Genomic DNA, 24131 nt, shown 5'->3' with positions numbered 1-24131 from the left:
TTTCGCCTCGTCAGAGCGAAAATTCTGACAGAGCTTCGGCGCATAAAAGTTAGCCAAAAGAAAAGGGGCCTTTCGGCCCCTTGTTCATTTCCGCTGTCGGCTATCGTTCACGCAAAGCCGGTCTTGGTGTACTGGCCGGCAACGCGGTAGCGCCACAGATAGGCAGGTAGCACGGCGTCGACACCTTCCGGCGTGATGCCCATGCCCTGCAGCGTGCGGCCTTCCTTGGTCGCCTTGTCGGAAACGACATTGTCGAATTTCAACAGCGTCACCTGATCATTGGTGATCGGCGGATTTGGCAGCAGGCCGAGGACCGATGCCTGCAAGCGGGCAACCCACCAAGGCATCGAGATGAGGATGCGCTTGCGGTCGACAACGCGCAGCATGTCCTTCATCCAGTTCTTGAACGGCTGCACATCCGGGCCGCCGAGTTCGTAGACGCCGCCCGGCATCAGCTTGCCGTCGACGGCGCGCGCGACCGCTTCCGCCACATCGCCGACATAGACCGGCTGGAGGCGGGTTTCGCCGCCGCCGATGACCGGCAGGAACGGCGAGAAGCGCGCCATGTTGGCAAACCGGTTGAAGAAGCGGTCTTCAGGGCCGAAAATGATCGATGGGCGCAGGATGACGCTTTCCGGCAGAGCCGAAAGAATGGCGTTTTCGCCTTCCGCCTTGGTGCGTGCATAATCCGATGGCGAATTGGCGTCGGCGGCAAGCGAGGACACATGCGTCATGCGGATGCCTGCGGTCTTGGCCGCTTCGGCAATGTTCTTTGCACCCAGCACCTGAACGGTGTTGAAACGCTGGCGCCCGCTTTCGGCGAGAATGCCGACGAGGTTCACGACATGGTCGGAGCCTTTGACGACATGTTCGACCGAAGCGCGATGGCGGACATTGGCCTGCACCATCTGGATCTGGCCGACATTGCCGAGCGGTGCCATGTAATAGGCGACTTCCGGCTTGCGCACGGCGACGCGCACGCGGTAGCCGCGCTTGGTGAGAGCCGCTACGACCGCGCGCCCGACAAAACCGGAGCCGCCGAAAACGGTGACCAGTTTCGGCCTATTGTGGACTTCGTTCGGTTCGGTCTTCATCCTAAACTCCTGCATGAAAGCCAGTTGCGCCGCTTTCGAAGAGCGGTCGCGGTGCTTCTGTATTGCCGGTGATTTATCGCCTTTTTGCCACAAGGCAAAGGGGACTTGTTGTCACGATCATGATAGCAGGGCTTTTTCCAGTAATTAAAGCGCAATAGAGCTTTGAGATTCCGCTGCTTGCTGTTAAATCGCGCGCATGAGCACACCACTTGACCATATTCGCAATTTTTCGATCGTCGCACATATCGATCATGGCAAATCGACGCTGGCCGACCGCCTCATTCAATTGACCGGCGGTCTGGATATGCGCGAGATGAAGGATCAGGTTCTCGACTCGATGGATATCGAGCGCGAGCGCGGCATCACCATCAAGGCGCAGACCGTCCGTCTCACCTATAAGGCGAAGAACGGCGAAGATTATGTGCTGAACCTGATCGACACCCCCGGACACGTCGACTTCGCCTATGAAGTCTCGCGCTCGCTGGCAGCGTGCGAGGGTTCGCTTCTGGTGGTCGATGCCTCCCAGGGAGTGGAAGCGCAGACACTGGCCAATGTCTATCAGGCTATCGACAACAACCACGAAATCGTGGTCGTGCTGAACAAGATCGATCTGCCCGCTGCCGAGCCAGAGCGCGTGAAACAGCAGATTGAAGAAGTCATTGGTATCGATGCCGCACAGGCCGTGCATATTTCCGCCAAGACCGGCATCGGCATCGAAGACGTGCTGGAAGCCATCGTCACCCAGCTTCCCGCGCCGAAGGAAGGCGACCGCAATGCGCCGCTCAAGGCCATGCTGGTCGATAGCTGGTATGACTCCTATCTCGGCGTTATCGTTCTCGTGCGCGTCATCGACGGCGTGCTGAAAAAGGGCCAGACCATCCGCATGATGGGTACGGGCGCGAAATATCCGGTTGAGCGTACCGGCGTCTTCACGCCGAAGATGGTTCAGATGGATGAACTCGGCCCCGGCGAACTGGGCTTTATCACCGCTTCCATCAAGGAAGTGGCCGATACGCGCGTCGGCGACACGATTACCGAAGATCGCCGCCCGACGAACAAGATGCTGCCCGGCTTCAAGCCTGCGCAGCCGGTGGTGTTCTGCGGCCTGTTTCCGGTTGATGCGGCGGATTTCGAAGATCTGCGCGGCGCCATGGGCAAGCTGCGCCTCAACGATGCGTCGTTCTCGTTCGAAATGGAAACCTCTGCCGCGCTCGGTTTCGGCTTTCGCTGCGGCTTCCTCGGTCTTCTGCATCTTGAAATCATTCAGGAACGTCTTGAGCGCGAATTCGATCTCGATCTCATCACGACAGCGCCTTCCGTTGTCTATCGCCTGAACATGCAGGACGGTTCGCAGAAGGAACTGCACAATCCGGCAGATATGCCTGATGTGGTCAAGATCACAGCGATTGAAGAGCCTTGGATTCGCGCAACCATCATGACGCCGGATGATTATCTAGGTGCCATCATGAAGCTTTGTCAGGAGCGTCGCGGCCTCCAGATCGATCTGACCTATGTCGGTCCGCGTGCGATGATCACCTATGATCTGCCGCTCAATGAAGTCGTGTTCGATTTCTACGACCGTCTGAAGTCGATCTCGAAGGGCTATGCCTCGTTTGACTACAATCTTTCGGATTACCGCGAAGGCGATCTGGTCAAGATGTCGATCCTTGTCAACGAAGAGCCTGTCGATGCGCTGTCGATGCTGGTTCACCGTTCGGCGGCGGAAAAGCGTGGCCGTGTGCTGTGCGAAAAGCTGAAAGAGCTGATCCCGCAGCACATGTTCAAGATTCCGATCCAGGCTGCAATCGGTGGCCGCATCGTGGCCCGCGAGACGATCTCGGCGCTGCGCAAGGACGTGACGGCCAAGTGCTATGGCGGCGATATTTCGCGTAAGCGCAAGCTTCTGGACAAGCAGAAGGAAGGCAAGAAGCGCATGCGCCAGTTCGGCAAGGTGGAAATCCCGCAGGAGGCCTTCATTCAGGCGCTCAAGATGGGCGATGATTGAGGCTATGATTACTCCATTGCCTTTGTGAGCGTTGTTCACGAATTTACCACTGGAATTTAACTTTCTTTTCCCGCACCCTATATAGACTGATTTGGGTGCTGGGCGGGGAATGCTGTCCGAACTGGGCAGACAGGAGTTAGCGATGACCGAAGCTTTGAAACGGCTAATAGAAGCTGCCAAAACAATCGAGCAAAGCAAGCAAGACTTGGAACAGCAGCGTCGCAGTTTTGCCTATGGAAATACGAAGTTTGAGAACGAAATGATCACTCGGGCCATGATCGATGACCAGGCTGAGAAGTTGCGTTCTGTTGGAACAAAGTAATTAAGTCTTGATAAGTAAGAGTGAATCGCTATGGCGGATAACGAAGAACAAGAGGAAAGACATAGCGTAGCACTTGAAGCCGAGATTATTAATGATTCGCGGAAAAAAGCTGAAGCTGAGGCCCGAAATGGGCTAAAGCAGTATGATTTTGGGATGCAGGTCGTTCAGCAAGCGCTTGATCGCGGTACTTTTAAACTTCGAGTATCTGTTGTCTTGGCACTTCAACGCGAAGCGTTGGCGGGGATAAGTGCGTATGCCGGTAACTTCCGTCCAGCGGGTGTCGAGATACTTGGAAGCACGCATAAGCCGGTTGAAGCGCATCTTGTTGCTGAGCGCATCGAAGAAATGTGTGATTATGTAAATGATCACTGGAATGACGCTACTGCTATTCATTTGGCGTCATACATTATGTGGCGTCTAAATTGGATACATCCTTTCTCGGATGGTAATGGACGCACATCGAGAATTTTATCGTACGTTATTCTATGCATTAAAACCGGAAGCATATTCCCTGGGACACCAACTATTCCGGAACAGATTGTCGAGAATAGGAATCCATATTTTGCAGCATTAGATGCTGCTGATGCGGCTTTTGCTGACGGGAGAATAGATTTATCAGTGATGGAAGATCTCCTATCAGGTATGCTCGCTGTTCAGCTTAAGAATGCTTACGAACGTGCCGGCGGCAAGATTTAGTTCATCATGGTAATGCGATGCCGCATCTCCATCACCTACTGCACCCAATGCAATTGGCTGTTGCGCGCTGCATGGATGGCGCAGGAATTGCTACAGACATTCGGGCAGGACTTAGGTGAGGTGGCATTGCGGCCTGGCACAGGAGAGCTGGCTCGGGAAATTTGAACAGGGGGGATAAGTGGAATTTCTGCCTGACTTCGGCTTAGATGCCGTGAACAGGAGATACCATGACGAGACGACCGCGCCGGAACCATAGCCCGGCTTTCAAGGCAAAAGTGGCGCTCGCCGCCATTCGAGGCGAGCAGACGCTGGTGGAACTGTCCCAACAGTTTGACGTGCACGCCAACCAGATCAAGCAATGGAAAGACCAGCTCCTTGAGGGGGCGACAGGCGTTTTCGGCGATGAAGCGAAGGCGGAACCGACGGGTCCAACCGTCGATGTCAAAACGCTGCACGCCAAGATCGGGGAGCTGACGCTGGAGAATGATTTTTTAGCCGGAGCGCTCGGCAAGGCGGGATTGCTGAGCGGAAAGAAATGATCGACCGCGAGCACAAGCTGTCCGTCGTGCGTCAGGCGAAGCTTCTCGGCTTCAGCCGTGGCAGTGTCTATTATTCGCCGCGTCCGGTGTCTGACGGCGATCTGGCTCTGATGCGCCGGATCGACGAGTTGCATCTCGAATACCCGTTTGCCGGAAGCCGGATGTTGCAAGGGCTCTTGAGGGGAGAAGGGTTACAAACCGGTCGACTGCACGTCGCCACGCTGATGAAGAAGATGGGCATCGAGGCGATCTACCGTCGCCCGAACACGTCGAAACCGGCACCTGGGCACAAAATCTATCCCTACCTCCTGCGCAAGCTGGCGGTTACCAGACCCAATCAGGTTTGGGCGATGGACCTGACCTATGTTCCGATGGCTCGCGGATTTGTCTATCTCTGCGCCGTTGTGGACTGGTTCAGCCGGAAGGTTCTGTCGTGGCGACTGTCGATCACGATGGAGGCAGCCTTCTGCATCGAAGCAGTCGAGGAAGCGCTGGCCCGTTATGGCAGACCCGACATATTCAATACCGATCAGGGCTCGCAGTTCACCTCGATGGACTTCACGACGGTGCTGAAGAAGGCGGAAATCGCCATCTCGATGGATGGCAAGGGTGCGTGGCGAGACAACGTCTTCGTCGAGCGGCTCTGGCGTTCGATCAAATACGAGGAAGTCTACCTCCACGCCTATAAAACAGTGTCCGAGGCCCGCGCTGGCATCGGCCGCTATCTGACCTTTTACAATAGCCGACGCCCACATTCATCCCTTGACCGGCAGACACCGGATCAGGCCTACTTCAACGCGCTGGCACCAATGATGGTGGCGGCATAATCGAGGCGGAAATCCACTTAGCGAAACGCCCGAAACTGTTCAGACAAACCGAGCCACCTCTCAGGTGGTGTGTTCGAAATCCGCGTGCTGATGCCGGATGGCAACGAAGAACTTATCTGGGAGCGCAAGCGTGACGGCGGCTTTCCGGAAGCCAAGGTTTTGAAACAGCGCGTGCGTGATCTTGTCTGGCCGGACCGCGATCTCGGTCACTCTGACAGGATGTCAAAACCCGAATAGAAAAAGCCCGCAAATCGCGGGCTTTGCTATTTGAAGCTCTTAGTCCTCATCCACCACGCGCAGGCGCATCTGGGGCGGAGCACTTTCTGCGGGTCTCGCCTGCGGACGGGGCGTTTCCTCGGCAGGTGCCGGACCGAATTCCAGCGCCTCGATCTTCGCGCCGCGCTTCGTGACTTTGCTGGAAGACACCAGAATATCGTCAATATCCTTGTTGGCCTGTACGAAATGGGTCTGCAGCTTGCGCACACGTTCGTCGAGGCGGCCCACATCTTCCATCAGCCGGATCACTTCGCCCTGAATGACATGCGCCTGTTCGCGCATGCGGGCGTCTTTCAGGATTGCCTGAATGACCTGAATGGAAAGCATTAGCAGCGATGGCGAGACGATGACCACCCGCGCCCGGTGCGCGCGCTGGATCAGCGCTTCGAAATGCTCGTGAATATCGGCAAAGATCGATTCCGACGGCACGAACAGGAACGCCGTATCCTGCGTTTCGCCGGGGATCAGATATTTGTCGGATACATCCTTGATATGGATTTCCATATCGCGGCGAAACTGTGCGGCGGCTGATTTCCTGGCTTCGGGTTGTTCTGTCTCGCGCATGGTGTTCCATGCTTCGAGCGGGAATTTCGCATCGATCACCAGCGATGGCGCGTTGTTGGGCATGCGCACGAGGCAATCGGGGCGGGTGCTGTTGGAAAGCGTTGCCTGAAACTCGTAAGCACCCTGCGGCAAGCCGTCGGCAATGATCGCTTCCATGCGCGACTGGCCGAAAGCGCCGCGCGTCTGCTTGTTGGCGAGGATCGCCTGCAACTGCACCACTTGTCCGGCAAGCGACTGGATATTGTTCTGCGCCGTGTCGATGACGGCGAGACGCTCCTGCAATTTGGCGAGGTTTTCATGCGTCGAGCGGGTCTGCTCGGTCATGGTCTGGCCGATGCGATGTGTCATGCCGTCGAGCCGTTCGCGGATCGACTGGTTGAGTTCGGCCTGTCGCGAGCCGAACACTTCGGCCATGGTCTGCATACGGCCCTGCATCTCGGCTTGCGCTTTGAGGATTTCCGCCATGCGATGTTCGGCGTCGCGGGCACGGTCCTCGGCCTGCGCTTCTGCAACGGCACGCAGCCGGGCGGAGCGCGTCGCCGCGATCAGAAAAATAGCAAGGCACAGCACCAGCACGACAATGCCCGCCAGCAGGATATTCCCCAGCGTGAAGGATGTGGCGCCGAGCTGCAGAAGCGGCTCATTCAAGAGATTCTGGTTTTCCATGCAGAGAGCTTAGCTGATTCGTGCCGTCTTGATGAGATCAAAACAAGAACATTTTACAAAGTGTAATTGACGATTCTCGCGTGAGCCATTACGTGAAAGCCCATGTCTGTAAAACCGCTTGTCATCCTTCCCGATCCCGTCCTGCGTCAGGTTTCGAAGCCTGTGGAGCGCTTTGACGACCAGCTGCGCAAATTTGCCGGCGACATGTTCGACACCATGTATGATGCGCCGGGCATTGGCCTCGCCGCCATTCAGGTGGGCGAGCCTCTCCGGATGCTGGTCATCGACCTTGCTAAGGAAGGTGAACCGAAAGCGCCGCATGTCTTCATCAATCCCGAGATCATCGGCGTGACGGATGAAGCCAGCACCTATGAGGAAGGCTGTCTTTCGATCCCGGATTATTATGCCGAAGTGGAACGGCCAGCCGCCATCAAGGTCAATTATTTCGATGCTGACGGCAAGCCGCATTCGATGGAAGCCGATGGGCTGATGGCTACCTGTCTGCAGCATGAGATCGACCATCTGAATGGCGTACTCTTCATCGATCATATTTCCAAGCTGAAGCGCGATATGGTCATCAAGAAGTTCAAGAAGCTCGCCAGCCAGCGCGCATCCGGGAAAGTGCTTTAATGCGTGTCGTTTTCATGGGAACGCCGGAGTTTTCCGTGCCGATCCTCACCGCCATCATCGGTCACGGTTATGAAGTGGTTGCGGTTTATACGCAGCCGCCGCGTCCGGCGGGCCGTCGCGGGCTGGAGCTGACCAAGTCGCCGGTGCATGAAAAGGCCGAACAGTTCGGCATTCCGGTGTTCACGCCGAAGAGCCTCAAGGGCGTGGAAGAGCAGGAGGTTTTTGCAAGCCTCGAAGCCGATGTCGCGATTGTCGTGGCCTATGGCCTGCTGCTGCCGCAGGCCATTCTGGATGCGCCGCGTCTGGGTTGCTACAACGGCCATGCCTCGCTTCTGCCGCGCTGGCGCGGTGCTGCTCCGATCCAGCGCGCCATCATGGCGGGCGACAGCGAAACCGGCATGATGATCATGAAGATGGATGCGGGACTTGATACCGGCCCCGTTGCCATGGTTGAAAAGGTTGCGATCACACCTGACATGGCGGCAGGCGAACTGCATGATCGTCTGAGCCAGATCGGTGCCGACCTGATGATCCGTGCGCTCGGCGCACTTGAGCGCGAGAGCCTTGCCTTGCAGCCGCAGGCGGAAGAAGGCGTGACCTATGCCGCCAAGATCGACAAGACAGAGGCACGCATCGACTGGTCGAAACCCGCAAAGGATGTGCACAACACCATTCGCGGTCTGTCGCCGTTTCCGGGCGCATGGTGCGAGATGGAAATCAATGGCGCTGTCGAGCGCGTGAAGTTGCAGCGCTCCACGCTTGGCGAAGGCTCCGGTGCGGCTGGCACGATGCTGGACGATCGCCTGACGGTTGCTTGCGAGGAAGGTGCGGTGCGGCTCGTCACGCTGCAGCGTTCCGGCGGCAAGCCATTGCCTGCGCAAGAGTTTTTGCGTGGCGCAGCGGTTACGAAGGTTTTGTAGGCCCGTGCCGCGCTACAAGCTCACTGTCGAATATGACGGCACGCCCTATGTCGGCTGGCAGCGGCAGGAAAACGGCCACGCGGTGCAGAATGCCATCGAACTGGCCTTCAAGAAGTTCTGCGGCGAAGACCTGACGCTGGGTGCTGCGGGCCGTACCGATGCGGGCGTGCATGCAACCGCACAGGTTGTCCATGTCGATCTCACCAAGGACTGGGATGCAGGCAAGGTGCGCGATGCGGTCAATGCCCATCTCGTCATGGCGGATGAGCGCGTCAGTATCCTGAATGTCGAGAAGACGACGGACAGTTTCGATGCGCGCTTTTCGGCGCGTGCCCGGCATTATCTCTATCGTATCCATAATCGTCGTGCGCCTTTGGCTATCGATTATCAGCGCGCATGGTGGGTGCAGAAGCGGCTCGATGCTGGAGCGATGCATGAAGCGGCAAAGCGGCTTCTGGGCGAACACGACTTTACGACGTTTCGCGCCACGCAATGCCAGGCCAAAAGCCCGGTCAAGACGCTCGACCGGCTCGACATCACCCGTAACGGCGATTATGTGGAAATGCGCGTATCAGCGCGCTCTTTTCTGCACAATCAGGTGCGTTCCTTTGCAGGCAGCCTGATGGAAGTGGGCGTCGGTCGCTGGACGGCGGATGATCTGCAGGCGGCTTTGGAAGCCAGAGATCGCAAGGCCTGCGGGCAGGTTGCCCCGCCCTATGGGCTCTATCTGGTCGGTGTGGACTACGCTTTTCCATATTAAGAGCTGAAGTGCAGCTATCCAGTTTTTACGGAATCAAGAGCAAGCTTCCTGACGATTTTCCTGTTTCCAGAGCGCGGTGGGCTTGCGCTGCTTCGGTCAGCGCATGGGTGGCGCCAATGGTTCCAGTCAGCCCTTTTTCCATGACGTTGAAAAGCCGGGATGCAGAGTTCCGATAGTTTTCCAGGTCGTTGATGTAGGCGATCACGCTTGGCCGGACGAAAGAAAGATCATCTTGATTGCCAAGCGCATCAATGACGGCCTGGGAGATTTTTCCGCCGGCTTGACCTATGCTCGCCAAGGTTCCGAGACGACGCACAGATTGTGCGGTTTTTGCCAGAGTCTCTCCGCCGATCCCGTCATAGGCGACGTGAACGCCCTGTCCGTCCGTAAGACGCCTTATTGCCGCGACGAAATCGCAATCCCGTCCGACGAGAACATGATCCGCGCCGTTCTGGCGGGCCGTCTCGGCTTTGTCTTCTGAGCTGACCGTTCCAATCACCGTTGCCCCGAGCACCTTGCCCCACCGGGTCAGCAAGGTGCCCAGTCCACCTGCTGCGGCATGCACCAGCATGGTCGTATCCGGGCCGACTGGAAATGTATTGGTAAGAAGCATGTGGGTGGTCAGGCCACGCAGCATGGTTGCTGCCGCCAGCTTCGACGATATTGTATCGGGCAGCTTCAGCGCCCTTTGGGCAGGCAGGAGCCGGGTTGAAGCATATGCCCCCACCGGCAGGCCTGCATAGGCTACCCTGTCGCCTGGCTGGAGGTCAGTCACATCTGACCCGACTGCTTCCACGATCCCTGCACCTTCGACGCCGAGCGCAGCCGGAAAGGTGGGCAGCGGATACAAGCCGGTCCGATGGTATATATCGACAAAGTTGACGCCGATCGCCTCGTGGCGAATGCGTATCTCACCTGCATCGGGGTTACGTGGTGTGTGCGGGACTGTCTGAAGGCGTTCCGCTTCGCCTGATTCATTCAAAATGATCTCGTAGTCCATCTTTCACCTCCGTTGAAATCCGGAACAATATCGACGATAGAGATACGGGAAAAAATTGCCGATTTGATCGCATCGAATGGGAAACATTTCACAATGGTGAATTGGGAAAGCGTACGTTATTTCGTTGCTTTGGCTGATACGGGTACTTTGTCGGGTGCCGCGCGGTTGCTGAATGTAGAACACGCGACGATAGGACGGCGTGTGGCGGCCCTGGAATCCGAAACCGGTCTGAAACTGGTTGATCGCCGGGGGCGGCGCTTTCTGCTGACGGAAGACGGCGAGCGGATAGCGGCAATCGCCCGTAAGATGCAAGATGAGGCGCAAGCTATCAGCCGTTTCGGCGCGGTCCGCGATACTGGAATGAACGCCACCATTACACTGACAGCGCCGCCTTCCTACGCGGTTGCAAGGCTAGCCGGGCCGCTTGCGGCGGTCACGGCGCAATATCCGGGTATTCATATGCGTGTGATGGGAGAAGCGCGCTTCAGTTCGCTGAACCGTCGGGAAGCGGATATAGCCATTCGTTTAACGCGCCCGACCAGTGGCGATCTCACCATTCGCAGGCTGGGGGAGGAAGCATTCCGTCCCTATGCGAGCCGACTTTATCTGGCCCGAACGCCTCCGGAAGAATGGCAGTTTATCGCTTATGACGAAAGTCTGGAGGACGCTCCGCAACAGGCTTATCTGCTTGCTTTGGCAGGTGCCCGGCCAATTGCCTTGCGCGCGAATACGCTGGAGATGCAGCTCGCTCTTGTAAGAGAAAGCGCAGGCATAGCCATGTTGCCTGATTTCATGGTCGAGACACAGGAGGACCTGACGCCAGCGCTGCCGGATCATGCTCCCCTCATAAGGGAGGTTTGGATGGTCGTGCATTCCGATATGAAGACGGTTCCAGCTTTACGCGTGGTCATGACCGAGATCGCCAGCGCCCTCAACCATCCTATGCCGATGTAACAGTTCCTTTTAGTACGCGTGCGGATCGAAACCGATCCCGAGCAGTTGCTGCAACAGCACAGTCAGGAACAGCGACCCGAAGAAGATGCTGGCGAAAAACGGTGCTACATAGGTATGCGGGCGCTGCAGCGCGACGAATGTAAGCCGGTAGCCCAGTACGACGGATATGCCGAACATGATGATGGCGAAGAGTGTCGCCACATCAAAGCGTCCGGGGAAGAACAGTTGCAGCAGCGTGATTGGCGCGAAGATCCATGAAATCAGTGCGCTGCCCCAGTTGGTGGCAATCACGAAGGCCGCATAGCGCTTGGCGATGCCGATCCGCTTGGCAATGAGGCCGATGATGACGAGCGGGATAATCCACGCCGCTATGTCCACGACGGCCGCGCGGGTGACGATGGCAAAACGCAAGCCGGCCTCCTCGCGGCCCGCCGTCAGATCTGCTGCATAGGCGACCCAGCTTGCAAATAGCGGCGGCAGCGCAATTGCAATTGCATAGAAAGACGACCAGAACCCCTCGGCGGAAACGTCGAGATAACCCAGTCCTTCCTTGCGCCCGAGCATCATTTTCCAGACGCCCCAGAAATATCTGAAAATATCATCCAGACTTGGCATGAGATTCCCAATTTTTCGCGTAATCCTGGCGGAAAAGTCATGCGACTTTTCGGGATTATGCGTTACCCAAAGAAATCGGCGATGAAGCGTTCATAAATCTGTGTCAGGCCTTCGAGGTCGGCAAGGGCCACGCGCTCGTCAACCATATGCATGGTCTGTCCGACAAGGCCGAACTCGACCACCGGGCAGTAATCCTTGATGAAACGGGCGTCAGACGTGCCGCCCGATGTCGATAGTGCGGGACGCTTGCCTGTTACCGCCTCGACGGAAGCCGTCAGCGTGCCGATCAGCTTTTCGTCGCGGGTCAGGAACACATGGCTCGGATGCTCGCGCCAGGTGAGTTCATAACTGATCGGCGTTTCGCGTCCGGGCCGAAGGCGATTGTCGCGGGCGGCTTTTTCAAGGCGCGCGACGATTTCGGCCTGCAAGCTCTCCGCCGTCCAGGTGTCGTTGAAGCGGATGTTGAACGAGGCTGTTGCCTTGTTCGCGATGACATTGGTGGCCTTGTTGCCAACGTCGATGGTAGTGACTTCCAGATTGCTGGCCTGAAAATCAGCCGTGCCTTCATCGAAGGCCGGATAAAGCAGGCTGTCGACCAGCGTGGTAATGCCGCGCACCGGATTTTCGGCCAGATGCGGATAGGCGGCATGGCCCTGTACGCCGTGAACGGTGATCGTGCCGGACAGTGAGCCGCGCCGCCCGATCTTGATCATGTCGCCGAGCGCGTCGGGATTGGTCGGCTCGCCGACGATGGATGCATCCCAGCTTTCGCCGCGCTCTTTTGCCCAGTCGAGCAGCTTGACCGTGCCATTGATGGCCGGGCCTTCCTCGTCGCCAGTGATGAGAAAGGAAACACTGCCCTTGATGCTGCCGTGTTTTTCGATGTGACGGGCAACCGCTGCCACGAAACAGGCGACGCCGCCCTTCATGTCCACAGCACCACGACCGTACATCACGCCGTTTTCGATTGCGGCGGAGAAGGGCGGGTGTTTCCAATCGCCTTCATTGCCGGGGGGGACGACATCAGTATGTCCTGCGAACATGAGATGCGGACCATTGCCGGACTTGCGCGCGTAAAGATTCTCGATATCCGGCGTGTCTTCATCGCGGAAGAGGGGCCGTTCCACCGAGAACCCCATCGGCTTCAGCATCGCTTCCAGCGCCGTCAGCGCGCCGCCTTCGGCGGGCGTCACGGATGGGCAGCGGATCAGGGCGGCAAGGTTATCGGCGGGATTGACGGCTAAACTCATGAGATCGGAACTTTTTGAAAAGGGAATCGTCTGACGGCGAGATTATCGCGCATCCCGAAAAGTGCGAAGCGGTTTTCGGATCAGGATGCGCGTTGAAACAAACAGATAGAAATCACCCGATGAAACAATAATCCGGCGGTTGCGCGCAGGATGCATTTTTCGCCTTTCACTTGTTTTTCTCAACCGGTTTCAATTTGGGAACGAAATTTCCTTGACCGGAGGGGCCCTGTCATCGTTAGTTAAAAAAAAGTTGATAACGAGACCCGCAAAGGGCCGGTCAACGGGGACTCTTTTAAATGGGAAACTGCGTATGCGTTTTGTCACTTCTGCGATAGCAGGCATGATGGTGCTCTTCGGGGCGACGACAATACCGGCCAAGGCCGCGCAATGGAGTGAAGCAGGCGGGCTAACAAGCATTCCTTACGGACACAAGGATTACTGTGATCGCAACCGGCGCGATTGCGGCACGCATCGCGTGTTGCCGCCGATGAAAATGACCCCGCAGCGCGCCAAGCTGCTGCAATCGGTCAGCAGTTCCGTCAATCACCGCATCAAGCCTGTTTCCGATCAGGATAATTATGGCAAGCGCGATTACTGGACCATGCCCGTCAACGGCAAGGGTGATTGCGAGGACTATGTTTTGATGAAGCGCGCCCAGTTGATGGCACGCGGCATCAGCCCGTCACAACTCCTCATCACCATGGTGCAGGGCAGCGAGCCGCACGTCGTTCTGACGGCACGTACCGATCATGGCGATTACATCCTCGACAATCTGCGTGACGAGGTGTTGCCGGTCGAAAAAACCTCTTACCGCTATATCAAGATGCAGTCGCCCGCCAATTCCGGCCAGTGGGTTTCCATCGCCGGACGTTCGGTCGCGGTCGCAAACAACTGACAGGATCACAACGTTCGATCAAAGGCTGGCCGGTCAGTTCATAGAGCTTTATCAAGCCGCATCTCGATGCGGCTTTTTCTTTACAGCACGAGCTGATTTGACCTGCTGATCGATGCCAGCAGCAAATCAGGGTGTCATTTCGACGGCGCTGGTTCCGTTTGTACAATGCCCATTTCGCGAAAAATCGCGCTATTGTTCACTCCCATTGGACAATATAATGGGACAGACTGTTCGCGCATTTCGAACAAAGATGGCTTTGTAACAGTCATGTGATCGCTGGCATATCAATCAACTTATTGTTATTATTGTATTTTTTAAAAGACCATTCTCGTTTCTCAAAACATTACGGGCACGAATGTGTGATTAAGAAAACATTTTCGTGACTGGAACTTTTCCGCACTGTCACCCATTTCAGCAGCATCGGAACGACGAACAAACCGCCGCTCCACTTTCCAAGGAGATAGGAAAATGAAGAAGATTGTTCTTGCTGCCGCTGCCCTCGCTCTTACTGCCGGTGCCGCTTTTGCAGAAAACCCACATGTCGGTGAACCTGCCGATCTTTATGCAAATGACCGCACGCCGGTTGCAACGCAGAGCGTCGACTATACGGCTCCTGCCTCTATCAACAAGGCAACGGTTTATCAGGACGGCTCGGCTCACCGCTTCGGTGACGCATCGCCTTCCTCTTACCAGAACTAAAAGCCCGTTCGGACTTTTGGCCTCTCCGGTTCGTTCGGACCGGCATGAATGAAATACCGCATTGCATGTATCCCGATGGTGTTGGGGCATTTCCTCCCAGATGTGCCGGACACCTTAGGGCGGGCCACGAAGGCCCAGTTAACCGAATGTCCCCAGCAATCTTGAGACGTGGTCTCGAGATCCGGTCGGTGAAGTACCGATTTCAGGGGACGCGATGGAGAAAAGGAATAAAGAAATGAAGAAGTTTGCTCTCGCCGCTCTTGCTGTCGCTCTTAGCGCCGGTGCTGCCTATGCCGAAAACCCGTTTGTTGGCCAGCCGCCTGCAATGGCTGCCCAAGACAAGGCTTTCGTTCTTCCGGGTGAAACTCCGGTCGCTTCGACCCGCAGCAATCTCGATTACACGGCTCCGGCTGCCATTCGTCAGTCTGCTCCGGTTTATCAGGACGGTTCGGCTCATCGCTTCGGCGACGCCTCCCCATCCAGCTACCAGAACTAATTTGCTCTGATAGCTGAGCCTGTCGGTTGTCCTGCGATTGTCTCCTGCGTTCGTCCCCCTCACGCATGAGACAGGCAGGCAACCGGAGGGCTGCTAGAGCATTTTCCGTTATTTCATGAAACATTGGAAATGCTCTATCTGCTTGTTTTTACGCATTTTCCGACGCAAAACCGCTTCGCGCTTTTGCTGGAAATGCTCTAAAAATCTCCCCGGAGGATGGCGTCAATGTCTCCCCGGATTGCCCGGATCAGAGGCATTGCGCCACCCGAAGGGGCGACCAGTTATAAAAAAGGCGACGCCAACAGCGTCGCCTTTTGTTTTCAGCACGATCTCAGTGATTGTCGAAACGCGCTATCCATTTGTTTTACGCATGTCTTTATCCCGAAACCGGTTCCCACTTTCGGGAGATATGCTTTAGTCGCGCAGCAACTCGTTGATGGAGGTCTTGGAGCGGGTCTTTTCATCGACGCGCTTGACGATCACGGCGCAATAGAGGCTTGGGCCCCAGTTTTCACCGGGAACGTTCTTGCCCGGCATGGTGCCGGCGACGACGACCGAATAGGGCGGCACTTCACCGTAGAAGACTTCGCCGGTTGCGCGATCCACGATCTTGGTCGACTTGCCGATGAAAACGCCCATGCCGAGGACCGAGCCCTCGCGCACGATGCAGCCTTCAACGACTTCCGAACGGGCGCCGATGAAACAATTGTCTTCGATAATGGTTGGGCCAGCCTGCATCGGTTCCAGAACGCCGCCGATGCCGACGCCCCCTGAAAGGTGAACATTCTTGCCGATCTGTGCGCAGGAGCCGACGGTTGCCCAGGTGTCGACCATGGTGCCTTCATCGACATAGGCGCCGAGATTGACGAAGGACGGCATCAGGATCGCATTTGGCGCAATATAGGCCGAGTGGCGCACGACGCAGTTCGGCACGGCGCGGAAGCCGGCCTTTTCGAACTCATTGGCCGTCCAGCCGTCGAATTTCGAGGGCACCTTGTCCCACCAGGATGACTGGCCGGGGCCGCCCTTGATGACTTCCATCGGGTTGAGACGGAAGGAGAGCAGAACCGCTTTCTTCAGCCATTGGTTGACATGCCAGTTGCCGTCCGCCTGTTTTTCTGCGACACGGGCTTCACCGCGATCGAGCAGAATGAGCGATTGTTCGACAGCTTCACGCACTTCGCCGCGCGTTGCCGTGTTGACACCGTCGCGCTCGTCAAAAGCCTTGTCGATTATCTTCTCAAGGGAGGCGAGGTCTGGCTTGGTCATAGGGTGCGGTCTCCATGAAAGGGCAGCGGATGGCAGGCGCGGCACAAGTCCGGCCCATCTGTTGGGAAATTGATTAAGCGAAGGCGCCATGAGGGTCAATGTTGTTCATCATCCGATTGCAGTGCCACGTTTGAGACAGATTAAGCATTTAGCGCCAGAATGGATGCTGTTATGCGTTGAATGGCAAGAATGAAGGAGCAGGTGAGACGAATGAACCCAATGGAGAAGTCCGGCTGGACGCCGTTCCCGAATTCAGAAGAAGCGGTCAAGCAGGCGCGAACCGTACCGCAGACGCCGCAGACCGAAGCCCCTGCCTATCGCCTTGCTTTCACAGACGATGATTTTCTGACGCGGCGCGAGCTGCGGCCGATCCGGCTGCAGCTTGAGCTTCTGAAACCTGAAATGATTCTGGCTGACCGGGGGATCAAATCCACAGTCGTCATGTTCGGCGGTGCGCGTATTCCGGAGCCCGGCGGCGAGGCGTGGGCGGCCAAGAACGAGGTTCAGAAGAAGAACCTAGAAGCCAATGCGCATTACTACGAGGAAGCGCGCAAGTTTGCGCGGCTGTGCTCCGAATATTCCGCGACGACCTATTATCGCGAGTTCATCGTGGTGACGGGTGGCGGCCCCGGCGTCATGGAAGCCGGCAATCGCGGTGCGGCCGATGTCGGTGCGCCGACGATCGGCCTCAACATTGTGCTGCCGCACGAACAGGCGCCCAACGTCTATGTCACGCCAGACCTTTGCTTCAACTTCCATTATTTTGCGATCCGCAAGATGCACTTCCTGATGCGGGCCAAGGCGATCTGCGTGTTCCCCGGCGGTTTCGGAACGATGGACGAACTTTTCGAGGCAATGACGCTGATCCAGACCAACCGCATGGAGCGCGTGCCGCTGATCCTGTTCGGCAAGGAATTCTGGACCAAGGCGATCAATATCGAGTTTCTGGCTGAGCAGGGCACGATTTCGCCTGCCGATATCGAGCTGCTCAACTTTGTCGAAACTGCCGACGAAGCCTGGGATCAGATCAAGGATTTCTATAAGCTCTGACCGCCCTGGATATTCTGTTCGATACGCCCGGCCAAAAGGTCGGGCGTTTCTTTTTGCGCTTCTTCCTCTGCCTGATAGGGGCGTGGGCGGTGAACAAGTGTCACCAGCACGACCGAGATAATCATCAGGAGATACCACGAGCCGAGCTTGCTCATTGATACCAGCTCCCAGCCGTTGCGCTGGTTCGGATAGAGCCAGGCCTTCGACCATGTGCCGATATTCTCGGCAATCCAGATGAAGAGCGAGGTCAGCAGGAAGGCGATCAGCAGCGGCATTTTGTGCCGGAAGCGGAAGACGCGGTAATGCATGGTGGTGCGCCAGAACAGGGCGAAGGTCGCGGCAAACAGCAGCCAGCGCATATCCCAGATGAAGTGGTGCGCGAAGAAATTGATGTAGATTGCGGTAGCCAGAACGATGGTCATCCACAGCGGCGGATAATGGTTCAGCCTGATATCGAAGATGCGGTTGATGCGCGCCATATAGGAGCCGACAGCCGCATACATGAAGCCGGAAAACAGCGGCACGCCGCCGATGCGAAAGAAATTCTCCTCCGGATAGACCCATGAACCGGCATGGGTCTTGAACACTTCCATCGCTGTCCCGACGATATGGAAGATGACGATGACCTTGGCTTCTTCCCATGCTTCCAGCTTGAAGACCAGCATGGCAAGCTGGATCGCAAGTGCAGACAGGAACAGGAAGTCGTAGCGCGTGATGAAGCCTGCACCGCCATCCGGCCAGAACCAGCGCGTCAGTATGATGAGCGCCAGCATGGCTCCACCGAAAAGGCAGGCCCATGCCTGTTTCAGCCCGAAAACCAGAAATTCGATCAGCGCATCGCTGATCCGGTGACGGGGCAGATTGTCGAGAAGGCCGTGGGCGGCTTTCTCGATGCGTTTTTCAAGACCTGTAAAATGCCTATCTTCGCGCAATGATCTCTTCCAGAAACCGGGTCAGATTATCGGTCACATAGTCCACCTGATCGGTGAACTCGGGATCGCTTTCCCATATTTCGGAAAAAGTAGGCTCAAAGTTGTTCGGCACCACCAGCACAGTTTTCATGCCGAGCGCCTTGGGGACGACCAGATTGCGCGCCAGATCCTCGAACATCACGGCCTTGCCTGCATCGATACCGAAGGCACCGAGGAAGCGGTCATAGGTGACCCGTTCCGGCTTCGGTGTCAGGCCTGCCGCGACAATGTCGAAAATGTCGTCAAAATCATCAAGGATTCCGAGCTGGCTGGCGGCACGTTCGGCATGAGTTCGATCGCCATTGGTGAAGATGAAGCGACGGCCCGGCAACGCCTTGATTGCCTGCCCGAGGGCCGGATCGGGCGTCAGCCAGGAATAGTCGATGTCGTGGACTTGTCTCAGAAAGTCGTCCGGGTCGATCTGATGGCACTCCATCAGGCCTTTCAGCGTGGTGCCATATTCCAGATAGAACTGCTTCTGAATCTTGCGCGCTTCGTCACGCGGCAGTTTCAGAAGGGCTTCGACATAGCTCGTCATCTTCACGTCGATCTGCGAGAACAGATTGGCGGCGTGCGGGTAGAGCGTATTGTCGAGGTCGAACACCCAGTCGGTGACGTGGGCGAAGGCAGCTCTGTCCGGAATATCGGTCATGGTCGATTCCTTATGGCACGATCAACGTGCCGGCACCGTGTTCGGTGAAAAGCTCCAGCAGCACGGAATGCGGGGTCTTGCCGTTGAGAATGACGACGCCTTCCACACCGCGACGGATCGCATCGATGCAGGTTTCCACCTTGGGGATCATGCCGCCGGAAATGGTGCCGTCCTTGATCAGCGCCTGCGCATCGGCAACAGACAGTTCCTTGATGAGGTTCTTGTCCTTGTCCAGCACGCCCGGAACATCGGTCAGAAACAGGAGGCGCGTTGCGGCAAGCGCGCCTGCGATAGCGCCCGCAAAAGTGTCTGCATTGATGTTATAGGTGTGGCCGTCGCGACCGGGAGCGACCGGGGCAATGACCGGGATCATCTCGGAACGCGCCAGAAGGTCGAGCAAAGTGCGATCCACTTCCGCCGGTTCACCGACGAAGCCGAGGTCCAGCACTTTCTCGATGTTGGAATCGGGATCGATGACGGTCTTGTGGGCCTTTTGCGCAAAGACCATGTTGCCGTCCTTGCCGCAAAGACCGATTGCCCATTCGCCTTCGGCATTGATGAGGGCGACGATTTCCTTGTTGATGGAACCGGCCAGAACCATTTCCACCACTTCGACGGTCTTCTCGTCGGTGACGCGCAGACCGCCTTCAAAACGGGATTCGATGCCGAGCTTGGTCAGCATGGCCTGGATCTGCGGGCCGCCACCATGAACCACGATCGGATTGATGCCCGACTGTTTCAAAAGCGCGATGTCGCGCGCGAAGGCCTTGCCCAGTTCCGCATTGCCCATGGCATGGCCGCCATATTTCACGACGACATGCTTATTCTCATAGCGCTGCATGTAGGGCAGGGCCGCCGACAGGAGTTGCGCTTGCATTTCGGGATTTTCAAGTGTCGTCATCGCGGGCTCCATGGCTGGCGACAGGGCAAAAAGAGGCACGTTTTTCTAGACTGGTTTGGCTGCAATTGGAATCCGTGAAACCCGTTTGGAGGAATATTTTCGACCGTCCGTTCGCGATTAGTTGATTTTACGGTCCAAAACATGCCCAACAAAAAGCCGGATGCGCGGTCTATGCAGGTTTTTGAACCGGAATAATTTTCAGAGAAGCTGTTTCATGCGCAAAATGTTCCTCGCCGCACTTGCTGCCCTGTCTGGCACATCTGCATCTTATGCTGCGCCAGCGCAAACGAGCGAAACGATCATCCTCATCCGCCACGGGGAAAAGCCGGAGGGCGGATTGGGACAGCTCACTTGCCGGGGGCTCAATCGTTCCTTGAAACTGCCCGCTGTCATTGCAAGGGATTTCGGCAAGCCCGATGCCATTTTCGCGCCCGATCCCGCCAAGGAGAAGACGGATAACGGCATTTCCTATGCCTATAACCGTCCGCTGGCGACGGTGGAGCCGACTGCCATCCATTTTTCAAATGCCGGTCGATACGCGCTTCGGCTATGACGAGATCGGGAAACTGCAGGCGGCGCTCGAGCAGCCGCAATACAGCAATGCGACGATACTGGTCGGATGGGAACACAAGCAGCTTTTCAAACTGGCCAGAAATCTGCTGAAGGACAATGGCGGCGACAAGGCTGCGGTGCCGAAATGGCGCGGGGAGGATTTCGACAGCATTTATGTGCTGCGCATCCGGCGCGGTGACGGGCATGTACGTGCCCGTTTCGAACGCCTCAATGAAGGGCTGGACGGACAACCGGAAAGCTGCCCGGGCTAGAGCGCATCCCGAAAGTAGAAGCCGGTTTCAGGATAAAGACATGCTTTAAAAATAGACAGAACATTTCCAGTAGTTCACGAAGAACGGGAGACGCTCTATCTCTTTGTGCTTACGCATTATCCGATGCAAAACCGCTTCGGACTTTTGCTGAAAATGCTCTAAGTATCAGTATTCCTTTATCAGCAGCGCGATAGCTGCACGCAGGTCATCGAAACCTTCCCCTTTTTCCGACGATGTGGCGATGATGCCGGGGAAGCAGGCGGCGCGCTTGTAAGTAAGCTTGTGCGTTTCTTCTATCAGGCGCGGTACGCCCGCAGGCTTGATCTTGTCGATCTTGGTCAGCACGATCTGATAGGACACAGCCGCCTTGTCGAGAAGGTCGAGCACTTCCGCGTCGTTTTTCTTGATGCCGTGGCGGGAGTCGATCAGCACATAGACACGTTTCAGTGTGGTGCGTCCGCGCAGATAATCGAACACCAGACGCGTCCAGGCGTCGACTTGTGCTTTCGGCGCTTCGGCAAAGCCGTAGCCCGGCATGTCGACCAGTGCGAGCGGCGGCAGATCGCCATTTTCGCCGGAATAGCCGTCTGGCACGAAATAGTTCAGTTCCTGCGTGCGGCCGGGTGTGTTGGATGTGCGCGCGAGGCCCTTCTTGTTGACCAGCGCATTGATCAGCGATGACTTGCCAACATTGGAGCGGCCAGCAAAGGCGATCTCCACCGGGCCTTCGGGAGGCAGGAAATTCATCGACGGGACGCCGCGGATGAAAATCCACGATTTCTTGAAGAGCAGGCGTCCTTCCTCGGCGAGGGCCGCCTGGGCTTCCCGGACCGCATCCGCTGCTGCCTGAGCGGCCTTGATCGCCGCCTGCTTCTTATCCTGCTCGCTCAATGGTTCTATCCCGATGGTGTATTCTCTTGCGTACACGCATCAATGTTATGAACCGCATTGTCAACATGACGGCACAAAAAACCCCGCCGAAGCGGGGTTTTTCAGATTTTACTTTTTAGCTTCTTTCGGCTTTCGCTTGAAGAGGCCCTTGAGATTGTCGAAGAGCTCGATCTTCACGCCCTGGCGCTTCATGATGACGCCCTGCTGGGTGATGGAGAGCAGGTTGTTCCATGCCCAGTAGATCACCAGACCGGCCGGGAACGAAGCCAGCATGAAGGTGAAGATCACTGGCATCCAGGTGAAGATGGCTGCCTGCGTCGGATCCGGCGGCGTCGGGTTCATGCGCATCTGCAGGAACATCGTGATGCCCATCAGGAGCGGCCAGACGCCGATCATCAGGAAGTGCGGCACGGTGTAAGGCAGAAGGCCGAACAGGTTGAAGAGCGAGGTCGGATCGGGCGCTGCAAGGTCATGAATCCAGCCAAAGAACGGCGCGTGACGCATTTCGATGGTGACATACAGAACCTTATACAAGGCGAAGAACACCGGAATCTGCACCACCACCGGCCAGCAACCGGCAAGCGGATTGATCTTTTCCTGCTTGTAGAGCTGCATCATCTCCTGCTGCTGCTTCATCTTGTCATCCGCATATTTTTCACGGATTTCAGTCAGCTTCGGCTGCACAAGCTTCATGCGCGCCATCGACTTGTACGACTTGTTGGCAAGCGGGAAGAACAGACCCTTCAGCAGAACGGTGACGACCAGAATGGCGACGCCGAAATTGCCCGAGAATTTGTAGATCCAGTCGATGAGATAGAACATCGGCTTGGTGATGAAGTAGAACCAGCCCCAGTCGATCAGGAGTTCGAACTGCTTGATGCCGAGCTTTTCTTCGTAGTTCTTGATGTTGGAAACCACTTTCGCACCGGCGAAGACGTGGTTTTTCAGCGTCTGTGCCTGGCCAGGTGCGATGGTCATCGGCGCGCCAAGGAAGTCGGTCTGGTAGCGCGGACGATCATTGGTGAAGTGCGAGAAACGACCGGTGAACTTTTCGTCCTGCGGCGGTACGAGCGTTGCCGCCCAGTACTTGTCGGTGATGCCGAGCCAGCCGCCCATGACATCCTTGAACGAGATGTCCTTGTCGTCTTCGACCTTGGAATATTTGATTTCCTGCAGGCCGTCCTGGCCCATGACGCCGATCAGGCCCTCATGAAGCACATAGGTCGCGCTTGCATGTTCCGGCTGGTTGAAGCGGGTCACGCGGCCATAGGAGGCCAGCGAGATCGGCGCGCCGGTATTGTTGGTGATGGTGTCTTCAACGGCGAACATATAGGCGTCGTCGACCGAGATGACGCGCTTGAACGTGATGTTCTTCTCGTTGGTATAGGTCAATGTGACGGGCGTGGACGCCGTCAGCCGGTCGTTGCCTTCAACAGTCCAGACCGTGTTCGGACCCGGAACGGGGCCTGTCGTGTCGTTGCCGGTGAAGCCAAGTTCGACGAAATAGCCCTGCTTCAGCGCCGAGGGTGCGAGCAGTTCGATATTCGGAGAATTGTCATCGACGGTCTCGTGGTACTTTTTCAGGAAAAGATCATCGAGACGTGCGCCGGTCAGATTGATCGAACCGCGTAGCGAAGGCGTATCGATTTCGACACGCTGCGTCTGTGCGACGGCTGCTTCACGGGTGAGTGTGCCGCCGGCGGCTGCAACATCGCCATGGCCGGGAATGTTCCCGGATGTGGTCGGCATTTGCGGCGTGTCGCCGCTGGCCTGGCCACCTTGGGCCTGCTGTTGCGTAGCCTGTTGTTTCTGTTGCTGCTGCTCCTCAATGCGCGCCTGCTCCCGCTGGGCTTCCGTTTTCGGACCCAGATAAAACACTTGCCACAGCGTTAGCACGAGGATGGACAGGGCAATGGTGATGAAGAAATTGCGATTATTTTCCATTGACGGGTCCTGATTCCGGTCTTTCCGTTCGGCGTTTCCCATCGCCCCGCCGTTCACCCTTCGCCTTGATGCGGCGGGAGAGTTCTTCGGTCAGTCGCGAAAAGGGCGCAGTGAGGGCTTGCTCGCGCGCTACGATCACATAGTCGGTCGAAGGCGCCATGTCACGCCCTGCGTGACAACGAACCGCTTCTCGCAGCCTGCGGCGGATGCGGTTTCGTATCACGGCGTTGCCGTTTTTTTTCGTTACGGTGAAACCGGCACGGGGTTTTTCGCCGATTTTGGCGGTTTGCGATTCTTCTTCGGTCCGTTCACGGACTTCGAGAAGAAACAGTGGACCACGTCGCTTTTCACCATTCCTCAAAGCCAAAAACTCCGCTCTCTTGCGAAGGCGGAGTATTTGTTTCGGCTTTTTCATATCTTC

Annotated in this window: 26 protein-coding genes and 2 pseudogenes; 16 read left to right on the top strand and 12 right to left on the bottom strand. The window is 56.7% G+C overall.

Going from position 1 to position 24131, the window contains the following annotated elements; translation table 11 throughout:
• Positions 1-107: 107 nt before the first annotated feature.
• Complete coding sequence (locus CQZ93_RS10555) at positions 108-1094, bottom strand: complex I NDUFA9 subunit family protein (protein ID WP_105542523.1); 987 nt, start codon at positions 1092-1094, stop codon at positions 108-110.
• 196 nt (positions 1095-1290) lie between these two features.
• Between CQZ93_RS10555 and lepA the strand changes: the two genes are divergently transcribed.
• From lepA to CQZ93_RS10525, 6 genes and pseudogenes are all read left to right on the top strand, one after another.
• Positions 1291-3099, top strand: a complete 1809-nt coding sequence (lepA, locus tag CQZ93_RS10550) for a translation elongation factor 4 (RefSeq protein WP_105542522.1) — start codon at positions 1291-1293, stop codon at positions 3097-3099.
• Positions 3100-3241: 142 nt separating this feature from the next.
• Positions 3242-3421 carry a hypothetical protein gene (locus CQZ93_RS10545; RefSeq protein ID WP_105542521.1) on the top strand — a complete coding sequence of 60 codons (180 nt, stop codon included), beginning with the start codon at positions 3242-3244 and terminating at the stop codon, positions 3419-3421.
• Between the two features lie 30 nt (positions 3422-3451).
• A complete protein-coding gene (locus tag CQZ93_RS10540; protein WP_105542520.1) occupies positions 3452-4117 on the top strand; it encodes a Fic family protein in 666 nt (221 codons plus the stop codon).
• Between the two features lie 6 nt (positions 4118-4123).
• A pseudogene (locus CQZ93_RS10535) lies at positions 4124-4261 on the top strand (Rdx family protein); the annotation flags it as partial.
• Between the two features lie 83 nt (positions 4262-4344).
• Positions 4345-5483, top strand: a protein-coding gene (locus tag CQZ93_RS10530; protein WP_105541261.1) for an IS3 family transposase whose coding sequence is annotated in 2 segments (ribosomal slippage) — positions 4345-4612 and positions 4612-5483 — 1140 coding nt in all. Because the reading frame shifts where the segments join, the coding sequence is not laid out codon by codon here.
• A 60-nt stretch (positions 5484-5543) separates the two neighbouring features.
• A pseudogene (locus tag CQZ93_RS10525) lies at positions 5544-5720 on the top strand (Rdx family protein); the annotation flags it as partial.
• Between the two features lie 39 nt (positions 5721-5759).
• Here the strand turns inward: CQZ93_RS10525 and CQZ93_RS10520 are convergent.
• Entirely contained in the window at positions 5760-6989 is a 1230-nt protein-coding gene (locus tag CQZ93_RS10520) for a DNA recombination protein RmuC (RefSeq protein ID WP_105542519.1), read from the bottom strand.
• 102 nt (positions 6990-7091) lie between these two features.
• Between CQZ93_RS10520 and def the strand changes: the two genes are divergently transcribed.
• From def to truA, 3 genes are read left to right on the top strand one after another with little or no spacing between them, the layout of a single operon-like run.
• Positions 7092-7619 (top strand): peptide deformylase, encoded by a 528-nt coding sequence (gene def, locus CQZ93_RS10515; protein ID WP_105542518.1) that lies wholly within the window; start codon positions 7092-7094, stop codon positions 7617-7619.
• On the top strand, positions 7619-8539 hold the full coding sequence (fmt, locus tag CQZ93_RS10510; protein ID WP_105542517.1) for a methionyl-tRNA formyltransferase: 921 nt from the start codon (positions 7619-7621) through the stop codon (positions 8537-8539). The genes def and fmt overlap by 1 nt, the downstream gene beginning before the upstream one ends.
• 4 nt (positions 8540-8543) lie before the next feature.
• The gene (truA, locus tag CQZ93_RS10505; protein WP_105542516.1) at positions 8544-9299 is read left to right on the top strand and encodes a tRNA pseudouridine(38-40) synthase TruA; all 756 of its coding nucleotides are present in this window, start codon (positions 8544-8546) and stop codon (positions 9297-9299) included.
• Positions 9300-9324: 25 nt separating this feature from the next.
• Here the strand turns inward: truA and CQZ93_RS10500 are convergent, their stop codons facing one another.
• Positions 9325-10299 carry a quinone oxidoreductase family protein gene (locus tag CQZ93_RS10500; protein WP_105542515.1) on the bottom strand — a complete coding sequence of 325 codons (975 nt, stop codon included), beginning with the start codon at positions 10297-10299 and terminating at the stop codon, positions 9325-9327.
• A 93-nt stretch (positions 10300-10392) separates the two neighbouring features.
• Between CQZ93_RS10500 and CQZ93_RS10495 the strand changes: the two genes are divergently transcribed.
• On the top strand, positions 10393-11253 hold the full coding sequence (locus CQZ93_RS10495; RefSeq protein ID WP_105542514.1) for a LysR family transcriptional regulator: 861 nt from the start codon (positions 10393-10395) through the stop codon (positions 11251-11253).
• Positions 11254-11262: 9 nt separating this feature from the next.
• Here the strand turns inward: CQZ93_RS10495 and CQZ93_RS10490 are convergent, their stop codons facing one another.
• Both CQZ93_RS10490 and dapE read right to left on the bottom strand, forming a co-directional pair.
• The gene (locus tag CQZ93_RS10490) at positions 11263-11868 is read right to left on the bottom strand and encodes a hypothetical protein (protein WP_105542513.1); all 606 of its coding nucleotides are present in this window, start codon (positions 11866-11868) and stop codon (positions 11263-11265) included.
• A gap of 62 nt (positions 11869-11930) precedes the next feature.
• Positions 11931-13118, bottom strand: a complete 1188-nt coding sequence (gene dapE / locus CQZ93_RS10485) for a succinyl-diaminopimelate desuccinylase (protein WP_105542512.1) — start codon at positions 13116-13118, stop codon at positions 11931-11933.
• A gap of 343 nt (positions 13119-13461) precedes the next feature.
• Here dapE and CQZ93_RS10480 point away from each other — a divergent pair, with 343 nt between their 5' ends.
• The 3 genes from CQZ93_RS10480 (at position 13462) to CQZ93_RS10470 (ending at position 15208) form a co-directional block, all read left to right on the top strand.
• Positions 13462-14013, top strand: coding sequence for a transglutaminase-like cysteine peptidase (locus CQZ93_RS10480; protein ID WP_105543266.1), 552 nt, complete (start codon positions 13462-13464; stop codon positions 14011-14013).
• Between the two features lie 468 nt (positions 14014-14481).
• Complete coding sequence (locus CQZ93_RS10475) at positions 14482-14712, top strand: hypothetical protein (protein WP_105542511.1); 231 nt, start codon at positions 14482-14484, stop codon at positions 14710-14712.
• Between the two features lie 235 nt (positions 14713-14947).
• Entirely contained in the window at positions 14948-15208 is a 261-nt protein-coding gene (locus tag CQZ93_RS10470) for a hypothetical protein (RefSeq protein WP_105542510.1), read from the top strand.
• A 414-nt stretch (positions 15209-15622) separates the two neighbouring features.
• Here the strand turns inward: CQZ93_RS10470 and dapD are convergent, their stop codons facing one another.
• On the bottom strand, positions 15623-16477 hold the full coding sequence (dapD, locus tag CQZ93_RS10465) for a 2,3,4,5-tetrahydropyridine-2,6-dicarboxylate N-succinyltransferase (RefSeq protein WP_105542509.1): 855 nt from the start codon (positions 16475-16477) through the stop codon (positions 15623-15625).
• A gap of 210 nt (positions 16478-16687) precedes the next feature.
• Between dapD and CQZ93_RS10460 the strand changes: the two genes are divergently transcribed.
• Positions 16688-17527 (top strand): LOG family protein, encoded by an 840-nt coding sequence (locus CQZ93_RS10460; protein ID WP_105542508.1) that lies wholly within the window; start codon positions 16688-16690, stop codon positions 17525-17527.
• On the opposite strand, the gene CQZ93_RS10455 is transcribed toward CQZ93_RS10460, so the two are convergent.
• Genes CQZ93_RS10455 through argB form a run of 3 tightly spaced genes read right to left on the bottom strand, consistent with a single transcriptional unit; the run spans position 17515 to position 20051 of the window.
• Positions 17515-18459 carry a DUF817 domain-containing protein gene (locus tag CQZ93_RS10455; RefSeq protein WP_105542507.1) on the bottom strand — a complete coding sequence of 315 codons (945 nt, stop codon included), beginning with the start codon at positions 18457-18459 and terminating at the stop codon, positions 17515-17517. The genes CQZ93_RS10460 and CQZ93_RS10455 overlap by 13 nt on opposite strands.
• Entirely contained in the window at positions 18446-19150 is a 705-nt protein-coding gene (locus tag CQZ93_RS10450; RefSeq protein ID WP_105542506.1) for a pyrimidine 5'-nucleotidase, read from the bottom strand. The genes CQZ93_RS10455 and CQZ93_RS10450 overlap by 14 nt, the downstream gene beginning before the upstream one ends.
• 10 nt (positions 19151-19160) lie before the next feature.
• A complete protein-coding gene (argB, locus tag CQZ93_RS10445; RefSeq protein WP_105542505.1) occupies positions 19161-20051 on the bottom strand; it encodes an acetylglutamate kinase in 891 nt (296 codons plus the stop codon).
• Positions 20052-20265: 214 nt separating this feature from the next.
• Between argB and CQZ93_RS26900 the strand changes: the two genes are divergently transcribed.
• Together CQZ93_RS26900 and CQZ93_RS26895 are read left to right on the top strand one after the other, a co-directional pair.
• A complete protein-coding gene (locus CQZ93_RS26900) occupies positions 20266-20604 on the top strand; it encodes a histidine phosphatase family protein (protein WP_286153031.1) in 339 nt (112 codons plus the stop codon).
• Complete coding sequence (locus tag CQZ93_RS26895) at positions 20576-20875, top strand: hypothetical protein (RefSeq protein ID WP_286153029.1); 300 nt, start codon at positions 20576-20578, stop codon at positions 20873-20875. Before CQZ93_RS26900 ends, CQZ93_RS26895 begins: the two co-directional genes overlap by 29 nt.
• A 165-nt stretch (positions 20876-21040) precedes the next feature.
• Here CQZ93_RS26895 and yihA read toward each other — a convergent pair whose 3' ends face one another.
• From yihA to rnpA, 3 genes are all read right to left on the bottom strand, one after another.
• On the bottom strand, positions 21041-21766 hold the full coding sequence (yihA, locus tag CQZ93_RS10435; protein WP_105542504.1) for a ribosome biogenesis GTP-binding protein YihA/YsxC: 726 nt from the start codon (positions 21764-21766) through the stop codon (positions 21041-21043).
• A 108-nt stretch (positions 21767-21874) separates the two neighbouring features.
• Positions 21875-23710, bottom strand: coding sequence for a membrane protein insertase YidC (yidC, locus tag CQZ93_RS10430; RefSeq protein WP_105542503.1), 1836 nt, complete (start codon positions 23708-23710; stop codon positions 21875-21877).
• Entirely contained in the window at positions 23700-24125 is a 426-nt protein-coding gene (gene rnpA / locus CQZ93_RS10425) for a ribonuclease P protein component (RefSeq protein ID WP_105542502.1), read from the bottom strand. The genes yidC and rnpA overlap by 11 nt, the downstream gene beginning before the upstream one ends.
• Positions 24126-24131 lie beyond the last annotated feature (6 nt).

The sequence above is a fragment of the Ochrobactrum vermis genome, assembly GCF_002975205.1.
GTDB lineage: Bacteria > Pseudomonadota > Alphaproteobacteria > Rhizobiales > Rhizobiaceae > Brucella > Brucella vermis.
This window is presented reverse-complemented; position numbering and strand designations above follow the sequence as displayed.